General features: G+C 60.2%; 19 protein-coding genes. 5 read left to right on the plus strand and 14 right to left on the minus strand.

The genetic code is table 11. The features are described from left to right. The first annotated feature begins 28 nt into the window (after positions 1–28). From ACFSYH_RS13855 to ACFSYH_RS13865, 3 genes are all read left to right on the plus strand, one after another. Positions 29–256, plus strand: coding sequence for a BldC family transcriptional regulator (locus ACFSYH_RS13855; RefSeq protein WP_377467845.1), 228 nt, complete (start codon positions 29–31; stop codon positions 254–256). Between the two features lie 221 nt (positions 257–477). After that, positions 478–1,707: a phosphotransferase gene (locus tag ACFSYH_RS13860; protein ID WP_377467847.1), complete on the plus strand. Its 1,230-nt coding sequence runs from the start codon at positions 478–480 to the stop codon at positions 1,705–1,707. Between the two features lie 193 nt (positions 1,708–1,900). After that, positions 1,901–2,428 carry a hypothetical protein gene (locus ACFSYH_RS13865; RefSeq protein ID WP_377467849.1) on the plus strand — a complete coding sequence of 176 codons (528 nt, stop codon included), beginning with the start codon at positions 1,901–1,903 and terminating at the stop codon, positions 2,426–2,428. 203 nt (positions 2,429–2,631) lie between these two features. Here the strand turns inward: ACFSYH_RS13865 and ACFSYH_RS13870 are convergent, their stop codons facing one another. The 5 genes from ACFSYH_RS13870 to ACFSYH_RS13890 all read right to left on the minus strand — a co-directional run bounded on the left by ACFSYH_RS13870 (position 2,632) and on the right by ACFSYH_RS13890 (position 8,552). Further along, the gene (locus tag ACFSYH_RS13870; protein WP_377467851.1) at positions 2,632–3,303 is read right to left on the minus strand and encodes a response regulator transcription factor; all 672 of its coding nucleotides are present in this window, start codon (positions 3,301–3,303) and stop codon (positions 2,632–2,634) included. Beyond that, positions 3,300–4,853, minus strand: a complete 1,554-nt coding sequence (locus tag ACFSYH_RS13875; RefSeq protein ID WP_377467854.1) for a sensor histidine kinase — start codon at positions 4,851–4,853, stop codon at positions 3,300–3,302. The genes ACFSYH_RS13870 and ACFSYH_RS13875 overlap by 4 nt, the downstream gene beginning before the upstream one ends. 35 nt (positions 4,854–4,888) lie before the next feature. Next, a complete protein-coding gene (locus tag ACFSYH_RS13880) occupies positions 4,889–5,176 on the minus strand; it encodes a DUF3618 domain-containing protein (RefSeq protein WP_377467856.1) in 288 nt (95 codons plus the stop codon). Beyond that, the gene (locus tag ACFSYH_RS13885) at positions 5,173–5,613 is read right to left on the minus strand and encodes a phage holin family protein (RefSeq protein ID WP_377467858.1); all 441 of its coding nucleotides are present in this window, start codon (positions 5,611–5,613) and stop codon (positions 5,173–5,175) included. Before ACFSYH_RS13885 ends, ACFSYH_RS13880 begins: the two co-directional genes overlap by 4 nt. A gap of 266 nt (positions 5,614–5,879) precedes the next feature. Continuing rightward, positions 5,880–8,552: a phosphoenolpyruvate carboxylase gene (locus ACFSYH_RS13890; RefSeq protein WP_377467859.1), complete on the minus strand. Its 2,673-nt coding sequence runs from the start codon at positions 8,550–8,552 to the stop codon at positions 5,880–5,882. 154 nt (positions 8,553–8,706) lie between these two features. Here ACFSYH_RS13890 and ACFSYH_RS13895 point away from each other — a divergent pair, with 154 nt between their 5' ends. Further along, on the plus strand, positions 8,707–9,264 hold the full coding sequence (locus ACFSYH_RS13895) for a phosphorylase family protein (protein ID WP_377467861.1): 558 nt from the start codon (positions 8,707–8,709) through the stop codon (positions 9,262–9,264). Positions 9,265–9,361: 97 nt separating this feature from the next. Here the strand turns inward: ACFSYH_RS13895 and ACFSYH_RS13900 are convergent, their stop codons facing one another. From ACFSYH_RS13900 to ACFSYH_RS13930, 7 genes are all read right to left on the minus strand, one after another. Then, complete coding sequence (locus ACFSYH_RS13900) at positions 9,362–10,045, minus strand: DUF5701 family protein (protein WP_377467864.1); 684 nt, start codon at positions 10,043–10,045, stop codon at positions 9,362–9,364. A gap of 60 nt (positions 10,046–10,105) precedes the next feature. Then, the gene (locus ACFSYH_RS13905) at positions 10,106–10,837 is read right to left on the minus strand and encodes an ABC transporter permease (RefSeq protein WP_377467866.1); all 732 of its coding nucleotides are present in this window, start codon (positions 10,835–10,837) and stop codon (positions 10,106–10,108) included. Next, entirely contained in the window at positions 10,834–11,574 is a 741-nt protein-coding gene (locus tag ACFSYH_RS13910; RefSeq protein WP_377467868.1) for an ABC transporter ATP-binding protein, read from the minus strand. Before ACFSYH_RS13910 ends, ACFSYH_RS13905 begins: the two co-directional genes overlap by 4 nt. Before the next feature lie 106 nt (positions 11,575–11,680). Next, positions 11,681–12,292, minus strand: a complete 612-nt coding sequence (locus tag ACFSYH_RS13915) for a TetR/AcrR family transcriptional regulator (RefSeq protein WP_377467870.1) — start codon at positions 12,290–12,292, stop codon at positions 11,681–11,683. A 329-nt stretch (positions 12,293–12,621) separates the two neighbouring features. Then, positions 12,622–13,668, minus strand: a complete 1,047-nt coding sequence (locus ACFSYH_RS13920; RefSeq protein WP_377467872.1) for a 1-acyl-sn-glycerol-3-phosphate acyltransferase — start codon at positions 13,666–13,668, stop codon at positions 12,622–12,624. Continuing rightward, positions 13,665–14,615, minus strand: coding sequence for a patatin-like phospholipase family protein (locus tag ACFSYH_RS13925; RefSeq protein WP_377467874.1), 951 nt, complete (start codon positions 14,613–14,615; stop codon positions 13,665–13,667). Before ACFSYH_RS13925 ends, ACFSYH_RS13920 begins: the two co-directional genes overlap by 4 nt. A gap of 165 nt (positions 14,616–14,780) precedes the next feature. Beyond that, the gene (locus tag ACFSYH_RS13930) at positions 14,781–15,557 is read right to left on the minus strand and encodes an SDR family oxidoreductase (protein ID WP_377467875.1); all 777 of its coding nucleotides are present in this window, start codon (positions 15,555–15,557) and stop codon (positions 14,781–14,783) included. 265 nt (positions 15,558–15,822) lie between these two features. Between ACFSYH_RS13930 and ACFSYH_RS13935 the strand changes: the two genes are divergently transcribed. Beyond that, complete coding sequence (locus tag ACFSYH_RS13935) at positions 15,823–16,203, plus strand: DUF7716 domain-containing protein (RefSeq protein WP_377467877.1); 381 nt, start codon at positions 15,823–15,825, stop codon at positions 16,201–16,203. A gap of 81 nt (positions 16,204–16,284) precedes the next feature. Here ACFSYH_RS13935 and ACFSYH_RS13940 read toward each other — a convergent pair whose 3' ends face one another. Beyond that, positions 16,285–16,731: a DUF6389 family protein gene (locus tag ACFSYH_RS13940; protein WP_377467879.1), complete on the minus strand. Its 447-nt coding sequence runs from the start codon at positions 16,729–16,731 to the stop codon at positions 16,285–16,287. A gap of 11 nt (positions 16,732–16,742) precedes the next feature. Then, positions 16,743–17,294, minus strand: coding sequence for an AAA family ATPase (locus tag ACFSYH_RS13945; protein ID WP_377467881.1), 552 nt, complete (start codon positions 17,292–17,294; stop codon positions 16,743–16,745). Between the last annotated feature and the right edge of the window lie 274 nt (positions 17,295–17,568).

The raw sequence follows: 17,568 nt of genomic DNA on the forward strand, positions 1-17,568 counted from the left end.
CCAGATCGCTACGTGGGAAGGTACAACAATGTCTGAGCACGGTGAAGGACCCGAGGTTTTACTCACTCCGGGTGAAGTAGCGGCGCTGTTTCGAGTCGACCCAAAAACTGTGACGCGTTGGTCTAACGCGGGGAAGCTTCCGTCGATACGAACCCTTGGTGGGCACCGTCGGTATCGCCAAGCGGAGGTGCTGGCCCTTCTTGACCAGCGTGGAACTGTGCCCACGGATTCAGGCGCGCTCAGGGAACACCTGTAGTTTCTCTCCACCATTTGTAGGCGTGGACACCATCGGATAGAGGAAGTTCTCGTGCTCTATCCGCTCTTTGGCGAGCCTTAAATGGAGCGGAGAGAGCGCTTTCAGGCCATTTTTCGTTGCGTAATTCACCTCTTAGTCCTCAAAACGGACGCGCTAGAAGCGCAAAGAAATGGTTCAATGGCTTTGAACGGCCGAGAGGCGACCCACGGAATTAGGTGGCTATGCGAGATTCTCAATGGAGCGAAGCTGAGCAGGTAGAGCTCTTCTCCAATGGAGAGGTGCTGGAGATGATCTCCGGCATGTACGCATCGGCGGGTGTGCACAAGAACGCTCATCTTGTTGAACTGCATCACCGTCCAGGTGCCGGAGTGTCTGGGTTGTTTGAGGTGGTTGACGCCGGTGAGGTGGAGGAGCCAAACGCTCCGATTTATCTGGTGGGAACAACAGAAAAGATTGACCCTGAGATAAAGAACGTCGTGCGCATGTCAAGTGAGCGCGGTGAAGTGGTTTTCTGGGAGCATCCCAATGACCCCGGCCTTCCTGGACTCGCGACCGCGAGCATTCCTGAGCGTGTACAGGCCGTATGGGGTTCCGGCTCTGAACTGGTCGATTTGAACACGGTGTCTTACCGCCCACTGCGTCGTGCCGTGCTCAAGGCCAAATTTGCGGGGCAGAGCGACTGGTTGTTCCTGAAGGTCCTGCGTAAGGACGCGCAGTTGCTCTGGCGTAAACACGTGCTGTTGTATCAAGCAGGGGTACCGGTTCCCGAAGTGGTGGGCACTCCCGTGGACGAGGTGGTTGCGCTCAAGACCGTTCCTGGCGTTCCGATGGCACGTGCGATCATGGAAGCGCGCACACCGCCGATTTCAGGTGGACAGATTGTTGCGCTGTTGACGACCTTTCCCGAGGCCCTGTCCACAGTCGAAGCCCGTCCTGCATGGACTGACCGGCTCAGTTGGTACGCGCATGCGGCACGCACTGCGGTCCCTGCGCAGAGCGCGCGCATTGACAGCCTCAATAAACGTATCGATGACGTTCTGCACACCGCTGAACGTGGTCCGCGTGTGACCAACCACGGCGATTTCTACGAGGCGAACATCTTTGTTGAGGACGGTCGTATCTGCGGTCTCATTGACGTTGACTCCGCGGGGCCGGGATACCTTATCGACGATCTGGCTTGTTTTGTCGGGCACCTCGCGGTTCTGCCAACCCTGGATGCGCGCTACAGTCACGTGCCGGAGTTTGTGGACTATTACCTGGACGAGTTCGCGCGCTATCTGGAACTTCAGGGGATATCGGTGGCCGGACTCTATGCACGGTCGGCTGCGGTGGTGCTGACCCTTATCGCGGGAGCCCGCGATGAGGAGGACCCCCAGTGGGAAACCTCCGCGATCGCACGTCTCAAGGTCGCTGAAGAGCTTTTCTCGCGGGTCTCTGCACCTGTTGCATAGGTCTCTTTGCTGATCAGAGTGCTTTTCTCGAACTGTTCGAGGAAAGATGAGAGGATTCTCATCTCCTTCTCCTCGTTGGCTAATCTGCGCCAGTCATAGTGAGGAATGTAAGAGCAACGGGTTGCCCCCGGTCCCTATGGTCCCCGATCGGACAAGGATCGCTGAAGCAGCCCACTGACGTAAGGAGAATGCCGTGAAGGTCCCTACCATTTGGGTGATGACGGGTGCTTTGGGTCTGGTATCTGTGACCGGATCGGTTGCAGCCGCAAGCCTCATCTCGAACCCAGGCGATGCAAAGGTCGACAATGTCTCGATCACGCCACAACAGAACGGTGAGGCCGCTGTAGCCCCCACCGAGACCGCAACCCCGCAGCCGACTGACACGCAGGGCCAGACAATGGTCACGGCGGCGTCTCCGGTGAGTGCCAACACGCCTATCACGCCGGTCAGCGCGGTGTCCGCGAAAACTCCAGTGACTCCGGTCAGCGCACAGACGCCGATCTCACCAAAGAGCCCAGTGTCCCCGAAGACACCAGTATCGGCGAAGTCCCCGGTCTCCCCGAAGAGTCCGGTGTCGGCCAAGTCCCCGGTCTCTCCCAAGACCCCGAAGTCCCCAGTCTCACCGAAGTCTCCAAAGTCGCCGGTATCGGCGAAGTCTCCGGTATCGCCTAAGAGCCCTGTCTCCCCGAAGTCTGCACGCTCCGCAAAGTCTGCTGACTAGTTCGCTCATCCGGGGAACAGTCAAGGGGCCGCACGTTGTTCGTGTGGCCCCTTTATCGTGCCTTGAACCCCAATTCGGGATTGCTGATGCTCTGCTGATATCGCTTTTCAAATCGATGGGGTGTTTTTCGCCCGAAGGCCCATATTAATTATGAGGATTCGGACGAAAAACACCCCATCGGTGGGGAAACGGGCTGTGAGTGGCTAGGCGCGGGGCATGCGATAGCCGACCCCGCGTACGGTCAGGAACCATTGCGCCCCGACCTTGGCGCGAAGATAGCGCACGTACACGTCCACGACGTTCGATGAGGGGTCAAAGTCATAACCCCAGACGCGTGAAAGCAACTGTTCTCGGGTGAGTACGATGTCCACGTTGCGCATGAAGGTCTCGGCGAGTTCGAACTCACGGGCCGACAGTTCAATCGACTTGTCGCCAATGAAGAACCGTCGGGTGAGCAGTTCTATGCGCAGTGGACCGTTGGTGAACTGACTGTCGGAATCCACGGTCTGATCGTTCGAGTCGCGTACGCGCAACTTGATTCGCGCAAGCAACTCCTCAACGCGGAAGGGCTTGGCCATATAGTCGTCCGCGCCGCCTTCAAGGGAGGCAACCGTGTCATCAATGCTGGTGCGGGCGGTCAGGACGATAACGGGCAGCGTCACGCCCTCGGAACGCAACTGCTTGAGCAGGGTGAGTCCGTCTCGATCAGGCAGCCCGATATCGAGCAAGACGAGATCGAAACTCCCGGCGCCAAGCGCGATCTGGGCCTCCCGTGCGCTACCCACGACGAATGGTTCGTACTTGGCTGCGCGCAATCCCTTCGAGATGAAGGAAGCGATCCGCTCCTCGTCCTCGATGATCAAGATCCGTGTCATAGGTCCTCCGCAGACTCGTCCCGGTTGGTTGTCTCCACGTTGAGTGCAATGGAGAAGGTCGATCCCTCGCCCGGCGTCGATATCGCCCTAAGCTCACCTCCGTGGGCCAAGACGATTGCCTGGCAGATAGACAGACCAAGCCCTGAACCCTGGACGCGCTTGGTATCGGACCCGCGGGTGAATCGCTCAAACACCAACTCCAACTCATCGGCAGGAATGCCAACGCCGTGGTCTGCAACGCTCAGCACAACCCGTGCGGGCTCGTCCAACTCCGGCGAGACGACCTGTGCACGCAGGGCCACCGCGGAGCCCTCGTCAGAGTACTTCACCGCGTTTTCACACAGTTGCAGGAGCGCCTGTGTGAGCCGTTGCTCATCCGCCAGTACCCATGCGCCGGTGTTGGCGTCGAAAGACCAATCCCGTTCACCTAGGGCTTGGGCTTTTACGAACACTCGAGAAAGCACATCGTCTACATCAACAGGTGCGAGCTTCACGAAGGAAGCCTTCTCGGCCTTCGCAAGCAGTAGCAGATCGTCAATGAGCGCTGCCATGCGATCAAGCTCTTCGAGCGAGATGTCTCGTGTCTCGGTGACCTCATCCGGGTCTGAGGGATCGAGCAACTCAAGGTGACCGCGCACGATCGTGACGGGGGTGCGCAGTTCGTGGCCCACATCGTCGAGAAGCTGGCGGTTCGCGGTGACCGCGTTTTCAACCCGGTCCAGCATGGAGTTGAATGTGGCGGTCAGCTCAGCCAGATCGCCCTTCGTACGCACGTCGATGCGCTGGGACAGATCGCGTTCGGAAACCTGCTTCGCGGTTTCACCAAGTGCACGTAGCGGATATAGCATGCGTCCGGTCACGAACCAGGAGACCAGCGTTGCCAAGCCGAGTGCGCCGATGGATACCCAGATGTATGGGATGAAGACTGCATTGAGGTCGGAGACCTCGGCATCGGTGTCGAACGCTACGATGTAACGGCCATCGCTTGTGTCCCCGGAGACACTCGCGGGTAGGATGACGGCGCGGTAACTAGAGATGTCGGTTGTGACGGAGCGTAGGAACACCTCATCTGTTAGCGGAACAGAGGCCGCCCAAGACAGAAACTGAGGGTCGTCTTCAAGGCGCAGGTTCACATTCGGTGGGGCAGTCCAGCGTAGGGTGTTGCCGACCGTCGCGGCGAAACCCTCGTGCGGGGCAGCCACCGTGTTCTGCATGACCTCGTACAACAGTGCCGACGCATCGGGGTAGGGTTCACGAGTCCGCGGTGACACGGGGTTTTCGAGAATGTGCTCGAATTCGTAGGTGGTCCGTTTCAGGGATTCGTCTACTCGGGTCAACATGTCACGGTGCAACAGGTAGTACAGCATCACGCCGGTGGCTGACACCGTCACGATCATCATCGCGAGAATCCCCGCAAGCACGCGCGAACGCACTGAGGCACCCGAACGTATGTCATCGGACAACCCGGCAGAGCCGTCGGCCGTGGAACTACCAGAACGGCGCCAAGCAGGGATCGCAGGCTTGAATCTGCGTGACAGCCTGCCGCTCACGCGCGGCTACGTCCTCGAACAGGTGACACTCGTGATTACTTCTTCCGCTTGGTCAACACTGAAAGGATCAAGAGCGCAGCTCCGCCGACCGCTACGCCCAAAGCGGCTTTGGCGTTTCGGGCGCGGGAGGCATCCTCATCGCCGTGGGGTAGACCGCCGCCGGTCACGAAACTGGCGGCATCGGTGGCTGCCTGCTTTGTCGCGGAGGTGAACTCGTGGGCAACGGTGCGTGGGTGTACGCGGTCGAGGAGTTCGTCCAGCGATGCGGCAAGTTCATCACGAGCGGCCTGAACCTCTGGGTCGATTTCACGCGGGGTGCTCACTTGATGTCCTCCTTGATGGACGAGAGATCTTCCTTGATCCGGTTGACGGCCTCGTTGGGCATGGGCGGCACGTTGTTCTTGAGTGCCTTCACACCAACCAGTGCGAGGCCAGCGATGATCAGAAGCAGGATACCGCTTACGGTCAGCGCGGCGGCCCACACCGGCATCAGATTGGCGAAACCGGCCACTGCGGCAGCCAGCAGAACCCCCAGTAGGTACAGCGCAAGAACGCCCGCAGCCGCCAAGAGCCCAATGCCAAGGGCCGACTTGGTGGCCTTGGCCTTCAACTCGTTTGTGTACGACGTAACCTCTGCGCGCAGCAATCGAGCAAACTGTTCGGACACCTGCCCCACGAGTTCACCGATGCTCGGGCGCCGGGAACTCTTGGGCTGCGGGTCCTCCGCTGCATCGGATACGTGTGGGTCCTGTTCGGTCATGGGTTGCTCCAAAGGTGCGTGAAACTCTACTTCCCTAACTCAATCCTGCTCAGAGCCGTTTCGCAACTGAACGCGCTAAGAATCGTCCGCAAATGAGAGGACGTGCACAACTGACAAAGTCCCGTGGGCATCTGCTTATCGACGAGTCCCAACCCACCCGCGCAACCCTGCGCTGAGAGGCGGGGACTCGTCGCCAATCAAAAAACGCACGTGGCCGGGGCACCCAGGAGAACCTGGGTGCCCCGGCCACGTGCGATGTCCAAGGGTCAGCCGGTGTTCTGCAGGCCAGCCGCAACACCCGACACGGATTGGAGCAGCAGGCGCTGTACCTCAGGATCGGTCTCGGCCGACTCGTCGGCGTTACGCAGCGCGTGCAGAGCCCGCAACTGGATGAGCGACAGTGCGTCCACGTACGGGCTGCGCAGCTTGACCGCCCGATTCAGAACCGGCTTGTTGGACAGCAACTCCTCGCCGCCGACGATCTTGGTGACCCACTCGGAGGTGCGGGCCATCTCGTCGAGAACCAACTGAGCCAGATCGTCGCGGTCGCCAAGGGACAGGTAACCCTGAGCGATGCGGAAGTCGGTCTTGGCCAACGACATGCCGACGTTGTCGATCATGGTGCGGAACAGCGGCCACTCCGTGTACGCCTCCTGAAGCACGTCAAGGTCGCCAACTGCCTCGAGAGCCGCACCCAGGCCAAACCAGCCGGCCAGGTTGATGCGGGCCTGAGTCCACGCGAACACCCAAGGGATGGCACGCAGATCCTCAAGCGACTCAACCGACAGACCGCGGCGAGCCGGACGCGAACCAAGCGGCAGTAGACCGACCTCCTCCATCGGGGTGACGGTTGCAAACCACGGTGCGAAGCCATCGGCCTTGACCAACTTGAAGAAGTGATCGCGCGAGGCGTTCTCCATGGTCTTGGCCACGTGCGCGTACTTGTGCGCTGCGTCAGCGGTGCGCTTCTCGTTCGATGGGGCGAGGGCCTCAAGGATCGCACCGGCAACCTGATCCACGTGACGGATCGCGATCTCCGAGTTGCCGTAGCGCGCGAAGATGACCTCACCCTGCTCGGTCAACTTGAAGCGGCCATCCACCGAGTGTGGTGGCTGCGCCAGGATAGCCGAGTGAGCTGGACCGCCACCGCGGCCGAGAGCGCCACCGCGGCCGTGGAACAGGGTCAACTCGATGTCGTTTTCCTGCGCCCACTTGGCGAGCAGTTCCTGAGCCTCGTACAGGGCGAGGGTCGCGGCCACCGGTCCGACATCCTTGGACGAGTCCGAGTACCCCAGCATGATCTCGACCCTGTTGCCCGTCTGCGCCAGACGCTCAGCGTACTCAGGAGCAGACGCGACCTCGTTCATGATGCCCGGGGCAGCCTGCAGGTCGTCGAAAGTCTCAAAGAGGGGCACAACGTCCAAGACCGGCATCTTGCCGTGCGAGCCCACCGCGGCCCGTGCCAGCTTGTACACGTTGGTCAGATCCTCGGCCGAGGTCGTGAACGACACGATGTAACGGCCAGCCGCACGCGGACCGTAACGATCCTGGATATAGGAGATCGCACGGAACACCTCAAGGACCTCTTCAGCGGTCTCGCTCAGCGGTTCGCCGGACTCAAGTTCCGCGAGCACCCGACGGTGCACCTCGGAGTGTTGACGGCACTCAAGCTCAGCCAGGTGGAAGCCATACGTCTCCACCTGCCAGATCAGGTGCTGCAGGTTACCGTAGGCCTGACGCTTGGCGCCGCCCGCGACGAGTGAGTCCTGGACCGTGCGCAACTCCTCAAGGAGTTGGTCCGGGGTCGCATACGCGAGGTCTGCGTTGCGTGCGCGAGTCGCGTGGATCTTACGTGCAATCAGCAGAACCGCGTGACGGTGTGGCTCGTTGGGGGAACGCTTCGCGATGTCCGCGGCGCGCTCCTCATCGGCATTGCGCAGTCGGGCAAGGAGCGCCTTGAGCTCCTCGCTTGGAGGAGTGGTCTCTGCATCAAGGGTCAGGCCACGGCCAACGCGGACAGCCACGTTTTCCAACCCCATCAGCACGTGTTCAGAGGCGATGGCGGCGGCAGAGCGCGTGACCTTGGCAGTCACAAACGGGTTGCCATCACGGTCACCGCCAACCCAGGTGCCGACCCGCAGGAATGGCGGAACAACCGGAGCCGTCGCACCGGAGACATCCCCATTGATCGCACCATCCATGCGCGAATACATGTGCGGAACCGCAGTGAACAGGGTGTCATCGAAGACGGCCATGATCGCGCGAACCTCAGCCTCGGGCGTCGGCTTCTGCGAACGCAACTGCGCGGTCCGCCACAGGGTGTCGATCTCCTCAATCAACTTGTGACGGATACGAGTCGACTCGGTGCCGCCCTCCGACACCGACTCGAGCTCCGTCAAGAATCCGGAGATGCGGCGGATCGACGTGGACACGGCACGACGGCGGGCCTCAGTCGGGTGCGCAGTGAAGACCGGATGGAAACGAATTGACTGCAGACGCTTGAGTGCCTCTTCCTCGCCGATCTCCTCGGACAACTGCGCGTAGGCCTCGGCCACAGCACCGTGCTTCTTGGGGAAATTGAAATCGTTGTCGCGGAAACGCAACGAACGGATACGGAAGTGCTCCTCCGCCAGGTTAACCAGGTGGAAGTAGCAGGTGAAGGCGCGGGCAACCTCGTTTGCTCGGTCCAGCGAGAATGATTTAACGATGTCAACGGCTCGGTCATATGCGCTTGGGCTCGGGTCCGTGTAGGCCTCGATCGTTGCAGTACGCAGACGTTCGACATCCTCGAAGAGTCCCTCAGAGCCGCTTTCACGCAGGACCTGTCCGAGCAGTGTGGCAAGGAGGTTGACGTCAGCGCGCATCGAGGCTGGCATTTCCTGCTCAGCTTCTTGGCGCCGCGCAACGTCCGTTGCTTGTGCATTCTTTGGTGTGGACATGACTCAATGCTAACCGTCCTGTTGTATTCAAAGATTTCGGTGTTCAAACTTTGGCGTAAAAATCGGGGAAATAGTGTGTGGTATGCGCCACTCTGGGTAAAGCTCCTGCTGGTTGGGGTGGGCGGGACCCGGTGCTCGATGCGATGATCGAGGCGTGAAACTTCTTGTCGCCGCCCTTGCCATCGAACTTGACGCCTTCCCCGAATCGATCGAGGAGTTTGACCGGCTAGTCACCGGAGCCGGCAAGCTACGCGCCGGTCTGGAGCTGACTCGCGCCCTGGAACGCGGGACGTACGACGAGGTGGTCGTGCTCGGTACCGCCGGTTCCGTTGGCGGGCGGGTTCCGTTGGGGATCTACGACATCTCTGAGGCCATCCAGCATGACGTGGCCGATCTTGAGGGAGTGCGCGGCAAGTCCATGGTTGTGCCCGAGCGAGTATCGACCGGGCGTGAGGGATTGGTCATCGCCACCGGAGACGTGTTCGTGCAGTCGCAGGAGCAGGTCGACCTCATCGTTTCGCTCGGCGGTTCGCTCGTGGACATGGAAACCTACGTGTACATCTGGGTGGCCCAGCAGTATGGGGTTCCGATCCGCGTGGTGAAGTCCGTCTCCGATTCCGCCGAGGACGGCGCGATCCACGACTGGCGCTCGCGGGTTGTGCAGTGCTCCGGCGAACTGTGGGAGTGGTTCCAGGCCGAATACGCCGTCTGACTGACCTGGCGTCCGTAAACGTGTAGGGAATTACGTGTGCATGCGCGCACAAGTAAAACCTGCACGTTCATTTTGGTTGGGAGAGGCGGAGCCTGGACTAGGCGGAACGGTGCGAGGCGGACGCGAAGCCGAGCCACGTGTGGCGGTTGTTCCACCAGCACCAGCCAACCTTCGGTGCGTTGCGGCGTTCGGTTCCGTCCCGCCCGGTGCCGTTGCTGATCCAGATCGCTGGGGTGCGCGAGTCGAACCTTCCGTTTGATTTCCGGAGCCGCGAGCCAACGGTCATGAAGCACAGATTGCGTTCCAGCGCCTGCGGGTTCTGCAGGACCCAGAAGATGCCTTCATGCAGTAACAGGGGCGACCGGTTGCGCCCCGCGATTTCCGGTATCGCTTCGGCGGGGCTCCAGTTGGCGAGGTGATCGCCTCGGTCCAGATCGTGCACAAGGTAGATCGCTGCATTGGGCGCTTCAACCTCAGTTGGCGTGAAGTCATCGACATCGGTCATGTCCGTCACCACGAACCCTGGCTTTCCGGCGCGATTCAGCAGCGGTGCGAGCCCAGAAGGCTGAGCCTGTTCCCGGTTGATGACGAGTAGCGCGTCGGTACGGTCGGCACCGTGCGCCTCCGCGAAGTTCCGCAGCGTCTCGGCTGACACGTCAGTTAGTTTTGGGATTCCATTGGCGACGAGCCGGTCCACCTGCTCTGCCAGGCTCGGAAGAGCAGTCGGTTGCGTGCGGTGTTGTGCGTCCTGATCGTGGGGTGATCCGGGAGATGCAGTCACTAAGGCTCCTGAAGGGTGAGGCGTTATCGTTCGCTCATGGGAATTCGTTTGAGAGTGCCACTACGGCGTGCGGCGGCGCAGTGTTAGGGAAGCAAGCAGGATGCAGCCGACCACGAATGCGAACGTGATGAGAAGTGGCCCGTAAATGTCCCTGGCAGCGCCGCCACCCGCAACCGCGTCCACGGCATCGATCGCATGGCTGAGCGGAAGCCAATCGGACGCAGCGTGGAGGACAGCCGGCATCTGATCGCGGGGCATGAAGATGCCACCCAGAATGACCTGTGGAATCACCAGAACGGGCATGAACTGAACCGCCTGGAACTCAGTTCGCGCAAAGGCGCTTGCGAGCAGGCCGAGCGCGGTTCCAAGTAACGCGTTCAGGATCGCAACGATACCCAACTGCCAGAGCGACCCATCGATGGATAGGTTGCACACGTACACGGCAAACAGCACGGTGATCACTGCCTGCGCTATTGCGGCGAGCCCAAAGGCTAAGGCGTATCCCAGGATGAAGTCGAACTTGCCGATTGGGGTGGTCAGCAGCCGTTCGAGGGTTCCCGAACGGCGTTCCCGCAGGGTTGTGACGCTCGTGATCAGGAACATGACCACGAAGGGAAACAGGGCAAGGATTGCCGGACCAACGGAATCGAACATTGGTGTATCGGTGAAGAGCCAGGCAAAGAGGCCAACGAGAAGGCTCGGAGCGACGAGGAGAAGCGCAAGCGATCTGCGGTCGTGGCTCAGTTGACGCAGTACGCGACTGGCCGTGGCGAAAGTTCGGTTGAGACTCATGCGTGGTCCCTCTCGATCAGGGCGAGGAATGCCCGGTCAGGGTCCGAAGCGCCAGTTTCCGTGAGTAGTCCCTGTGGTGTGGTGTCTGAGATGATTCGTCCATCCCGCATCAGCAGTAGGCGGTCGCAGCGCAGTGCCTCATCCATGACGTGGCTCGACACGATGAGGGTTGCGCCGTCATCCGCTAGGGATCGGAACACGCCCCACAACTCTTCGCGCAGTACGGGGTCGAGGCCAACGGTTGGTTCATCGAGTACCAAGAGTTCGGGCTGGCCGAGAATCGCTACGGCTAGCGAGACGCGGTTCTCCTGTCCGCCGCTGAGCGATCCCACGGTCTGCTTGGCCTGCGCCTGGAGGTTGACCTGCGCGATTGCCCGGTCCACATCGCTCACCGGGGCGCCGCTGAGTCGGGCGAAGTAGCGGAGATTCTGTTCGACTGTCAGGTCGGAGTACACCGACGCGGACTGGGTGTTGTACGCGACTCGATTGCGTAGTTCCGTGCTGCCTGCGGGAACGCCAAACACCTTGACTGAACCGTCCTGAATCTTCTGTACGCCAACGATTGCGCGCATGAGCGTGGTCTTGCCGCAGCCTGACGGCCCCAGGAGACCGGTGATACTTCCGCGGGGAACCTCTAGTTCAAGGCCGTCGAATACCTGGGTTGCCCCACGACGCACTCCGAGCCCGCGGACGGTGACCGCCGAGTTCCATGGCTCGCGAGGTGAATAATTCATCATATGATGAATTATTTCGGGCAGAACTTTCCGCTGTCAAGGGTGCGAGAGATCTGACCTGTATCCGTGACGCCCGCGCTGCACCGCTGGGAAGGCCGCGGTGCCGAGGTCAGTTGACGAGGTAGCGCTGCAGTGTGGGGCCTACGAGATCAACGAGTTCGTCGATTCCCGCATCGGCCACACCCGGGAGCTTCAGAATGTAACGGGCCACAATCAGTCCCGCGATCTGGCTACCCATGAGCGAAGCACGCAGCTCCGCATCCGGCACGTCCAGCGCATCCACGACTTTGCGCAGCACCTCGTGCTGGAGAAACCCCGACATGAGGGGAGTGGTTGTCTTGTTTCCCACCGCAGACCGAATGATGAGCACCGTCCGTTTCTGGACCACAGGGTCGTCCAATGCGGTCAAGAGAAAGCGAACGATGCTCGCCCCGATTTCCTCACGTGGACCTGCCAAGATCTTCGGCAGCTCTAAGTCTGGCCTGATGGGGGCACGCACAGTGGCTCCGAAAAGATCGGACTTCGTGCCGAAATAGTGATGGAGCAGAGCGGGGTCAACGCCCGCGCGGCTTGCGATGCCGCGCATCGTCGCGCCGTCATATCCCCGCTCCGCAAACTCATCGGCCGCAGCGGCAACGATCTGCTCGCGCCGGTTCGCCGACTCACTCGCACGAGGACGGCCTCGACGACGTTTCGGAGCAGCTTCGGGGCGGTTTGGCATGAGCCTCATCCTATCGTCGGCGCTGGCATGCAGGTAAATCACTCGCATGCTCCCGTCATGCGATTGAGAAGCGGCGTGAAGGACGCTACAGCACCCGCTTGACGACGAGCCCTCACCTTCCCAGCAGCGTTCAGGCTTTTCTGTGCCTGTATTTGAGAGTGCGCAAATCTGCACTCTCACCGAATGCGAGTACTGGTTTGCGCACTCTCAAATGGATGGGGCGGTGCGAGTGCACTCTGGTTGCTCTGTCCCACACGAGAGTGCAGAATCATTCAGTCGGCGCCGGGCGGTTTCAGTCGGAACACTGTGCTTTCTTCTGTGATGGCGGGCTAGTTGTTGGTGGGGTTGGCGTTGATGTCCGTGGCTTCGATCCAGGCATCGATTCTCTCCCACCAGTCAAAGAGCCACTCGACCCGTTCGGCTTTACCTGCCGGAATGTCCTGCGGTGCAACGTACCAGGAGTTCATGACCAGGGTCTTGTTCATGGGGAGGGCCTGCCACAGTTGTTTCAGCGAGTCGAACTGCTCCAGTCCCGTATGCCCCACAAACACCAGACCTGCATCTGGTTTGGCATCGACCGCAGCGAACAATCCGCCAGGGCGGGGCGCCAGAAGGTTGCGCATGCTTGCAGCGCGATCGGCCAGATCAGCGTAGCCACCATCCTTGAGCTGGCGAATACGTGAGTCACGACGGTTTGGCGAGAAATTACCGCCCTCGGGGAACACCACGAGGGCGTCGTCTTTGTCCATATCCATCGCCATATGCGCGATGCGCTTGGTGGGCTCTGATCCGTGAACGCGGGTGTCACGGTCACTGAACGGTGTGGGGGTAAGAAACACCATCGGTAGACGGTTCATCAACACGTCAATGGTCGGATCCCACTGCAGGGTGTCCTTCAACACGATCCGTGGCTCGCGGCGCACCCCATTGATCAGCGTATTCACCAGAATGAAGGAATCGCCCGGACCCGCGTGACGGGAAGCGATGATGAGCGGCGCTCCGGGTGCGACGCGATCGATATCGGCACCCGTGTGGTGAATCGTGAGGCGTAGACTCCACCGTGCAAAACGGAACAGTTCGCCCAGAATCCACCCCACTAACCGATAGTGCGCCCTCTGGAAGAACGGTCGTTGCAGTGCGTATCCGAAACCAGAGGCAACCCATAAACCAAAGAGGATCACCAGCGCGAGTCCCTCAAGCACAAGGTAATACGAGAGCAGCGCCACGATGCGGGTGATCCTGCCGAACCTCGGAATCAACGCGAGCAGCATGACCACCAGCAGTTGGATCGGGATCGTGGTCACGAGGATCAAGGCAAGAAGAACGACGGCGGGAGCCAACACGATCCGACGGACGAACTGCGGTGGGATTCTCACGGCTGTTCCTGCTCTCGAGTCTTGCCGCGTACGGTCATCCCGAAATACGACTCAATGGACAGGTTTCCATTCGGATTCAGATCCTCGATGGCGCTGCTCGGTTGCCGCAGAAACTCGGTAGAGAATCGGTAGGCCTGACGCATCCGTCCATCAGAACCCTTAAGGGTCGGAATCGTGGCGTTCCGTTTCCCACCAGGCGGCACCCCACCAGAGGGCATGACATGGACTGTCACACCCTCGGGAATCCGGGCCAGTTCCTCAGCGAACCGATGTCTACGAGCAATCTCAAACGACACCCACATCGACCCGATGATGTTCGTAGGACGAGAAAGTGGTTCCTCAATCCGACCGACCTGCATCACGTAGATGGTTTCAGCCCCAAGTTCAACGGCTTTACCCAGCGGAATGGACGCAACGAGCCCGCCATCGTACAGATGCTCCCCATCGATCACTGCGGGTGGAAGAATCCCCGGAACCGATGCCGAGGCCACAACCGCAGGGATGAGAGGTCCTGAGGAGAACCAGCGCTCGCGGGCCTCCTCAACGCTGGCGGCAACCGTGTAGAACGGAACCTGCAACTCCTCGAAAGATGCCCCACGACCAAGTGTTTCCTCAAGGAGGCGGAGCAGAGGCGCTGCTGACAACGTGTGGTTACGATGCCGTGCCAGCGTCGCAGCCTGCCGAAACACCGACTGGCCATACACCTGCCTTGCCAACTCAGAGGCCCACGCCCGCGTCAGCGGTTCAATCGCCTCCGTGCTGGGAGTTTGCGCGATCAATGCTCCGTTGATTGCGCCAATCGAGGTTCCAACCACCAGATCAGGGGTGATGCCGGACTCAAGGAGTGCGCGCACCTGGCCAACCTCAACAGCCCCGCGTACACCACCGCCGCCAAACACGAACGCGACAGGGCCACGCGGATGAGCAGCGGTCTCAGTGGAAGTCACCCTTCAATCCTATCGAGGGTGCCCCGCCCCTGCCGGGTACGGCTGGGGTGGTGAGTGGTGTAGAGAGGGAGGGACTCGTCGTGAAGCAGAAGGACTGCCATGGTGTGCCAACAGGGCGCACAGCACAAGGGAGGGCTGATGCCGTCCCTTGTGCCCGAGCACGGATCACCAGGTGGAATCCCCGCGAATCACCGCATCGGAACCACCGTCAACGAAGATGACCTGACCACACAGATGAGTGTTCTTCCGCGAGATCAGGAAATCCAGAACATCCGCGACAACCTGGGCTTCCATAAAGCCATTGAGCGGCATCGGAACCATCTCAAGTAGACCCTCGCGCGCCTCCTGCGTCGCAGTGAGGTCAGCGGTCATCGGCGTGAACACCACACCCGGCCCGACACCGTTCAGCGGAATGTTCCCGCCAGCCCACTCCGCCGTGGGTGCCACCCGGCGTATCCACCGAGCGATCGCAGCCTTCGACGAGCCATAGATCAGACCACCCGTCTGTGGATCGGCTGCCAGTTCCTCGGCGCGAGCCAGCGCACCCTCCTCATCGCCCGCAAGGCACAGGTCAACGAGTTTCTCATCGTTCGGGTGCAGCGACGCCATCGACGTGGTGAGTGCCGCACGCGGTGCATCCGAGTCAGCGAGCAGGGGCCGCAACCCCTCAAGCGTCGCAATAGCACCGAAATAGTTCACACCAATCGTCGCGGCGACAGGCGCCGCCAAACCAGCGTTCGCTACGATTCCATCAATCTTTCCACCAGACAGTTCCCGCACCTGCTCCACGAGTGCTTCGCGTCCCTCAGCCGTGGTGAGGTCAACGTTCACGTCAGCGTCCTTGAGGTCAACGGTGATGACCTTATCGCCAGCCACGCGGATCGTATCCGCCAGAGCCTTACCGATACCGGAGATTCCACCGGTAATCACGATAGTACGCATGGGGTCCTCCAATCCCTGCGGACAGCGCCGTTGCTGCCCGTGGTCCCATGCTAGGTCTGAGAATCGGCTAGAAACTGGGACCTTGACTAGGACTCATGGCCTCTACCTGCTGATTTGGTGGAGCGTAATCCGCCTTGACCCGGTACGCGCGTGTGGCTGTGCCAACGCTGAGGTAGTCATAGACTGGACGAGACCAGGCTGGCGCTTTGGCAAAGAACTCATTCAGGCTGATCGGAACGGTACCTCGTGCACCAGAAGTGGCCGCATGACCTGCCCGCTCACGAGCGGGAACAAGAACAACACGACGAGGACGGACATGGCGGAAGAAAACACCGCGCTACGGCCCCTTGACGAGCTTATTGCGTTGGCGCGCTCCGGCGAGTTGGACGCATACTGCGTATACGGACCCGACGGGGATATCGAGACCGACGGTAGATATCTAGTGGCTGCATATCCCGAAGTCCATGACGATCAAGAGGTCTATCCTCGCGAAGCGACAGAGCGGGGGTTCTGGCTGCTCTATGCCGGAGACCAATTCACCGATGTCGTGAACGTCGCCTACGATCAGGCTTCACGCCCGTCCCGAGAGCAGATCAGTGAGGCGCTCCGCTACTACAGCGAGCACGATACGTTCCTCGAACTCTGATTTCCCCTAGGCGCGAGATTGGCGTCGTGGAACTGGTTCGAGAGTTAGGGTTAGGGCGCTAGACAGATGCTGGGTTTCGCGTCACGGGAGAGACTCACGGCCCATGCCGAGTGGGCGCGTGTCCAGCACGCCCTCAACGGATGACAGCTCCCAATTGTGCGTGTCGTTCGGAATGAGTGGGTCAAGCCACTCGTGCACAACATCAAAGACGGCTTCTTCAAGTTCGTCCCGCGTCCAACCATCAGGGCGAGCGGGCACCGGCGGTGTCCAGCCATTCTCGCCCCACACCACTCCGAAGAGTTGTCGCTCGTCATCGAAGTGCCTATCAAGGGTGAAGGCACCTGGACCGTCAAACCTGGCCCAGATATTGAACGGACCGTCTCCGTCCTGATCGAGGAAAATATCAACGACTAGGCTGTTGGATACCGCAGTCGCTGCTTCGTGGAACCTGATAAATTTCGCTGTGACCTCGTCAGAGACAGTATCGAGGATTCTCCTCAACTGTGCCCTGTACTCCGCTTGGATCATGCTTACCCTTCCTATCCTCGAGTTCCGGCAACGCTGCTGTCGGTGTGTGAAGCAACCATACTCGAGAACCGCTCGTATACATCGTCCACATCACCAGCGGTATTGATCAGCGCTGCTTCACAGGACACGGTCTGCTTTATGGTCTTGGCCCAGTGACCCACTGTCGTGGACAGGTTGAGGTTTGGATCAACAAACTGGGTCGTATTTTCTCTTCCGGCGCACCTCTGCACGCAGACCTCGACTGGTGCAGTAAGTACAACATGTAGGAAAGAGGAACCCCGTGAACTCGCTATCTCAGCGAGCGAGTCGATGAATTCAGGGTTGGCAACCAACTGCGGAACGAGTACGTCGTGCCCCTCGCTGAGCGCAGTGCGAATCATGGAACGTGAAAGGTTGCGGGCCAGTTTCCCGGCGTTGGACTCATCGTCACGCCACCCACCGACCATGCCGCGTATGGTGTCTATATCCAAGGCGACACTCAACGGGTGATCGGCTACCCACCTTTGGGCAAGAGTCGTCTTGCCCGTTCCAGGACTTCCGTTGAGGAGGACAAGTATGGGCATGCACTTAAGGCTAGTCGGTGTTGCGGTTGTGTCGCCGATGTTGCGGGATTTTTTGGTGACAGTGGCGATAGGAGGGAAACATCGGTTTCTGCGGGTACAGCCGGATGAACGGTAGTGAAGCTAGAGCGCCTTAAACGCGACATGGTGGCTTTCCGGAGTCACCAACCATAAGAAATCGCACTCTGTGAGAGTTGTTCTTGGCTGATCTGGGATTGGCTGGCAGGGTTGGTATTGGCTGTTCCTTGATGATCGTGGCTCATTGCACTCTTGACCC

Source organism: Populibacterium corticicola, from assembly GCF_042683685.1.
In the GTDB taxonomy this organism is placed as follows: domain Bacteria; phylum Actinomycetota; class Actinomycetes; order Actinomycetales; family Cellulomonadaceae; genus Timonella; species Timonella corticicola.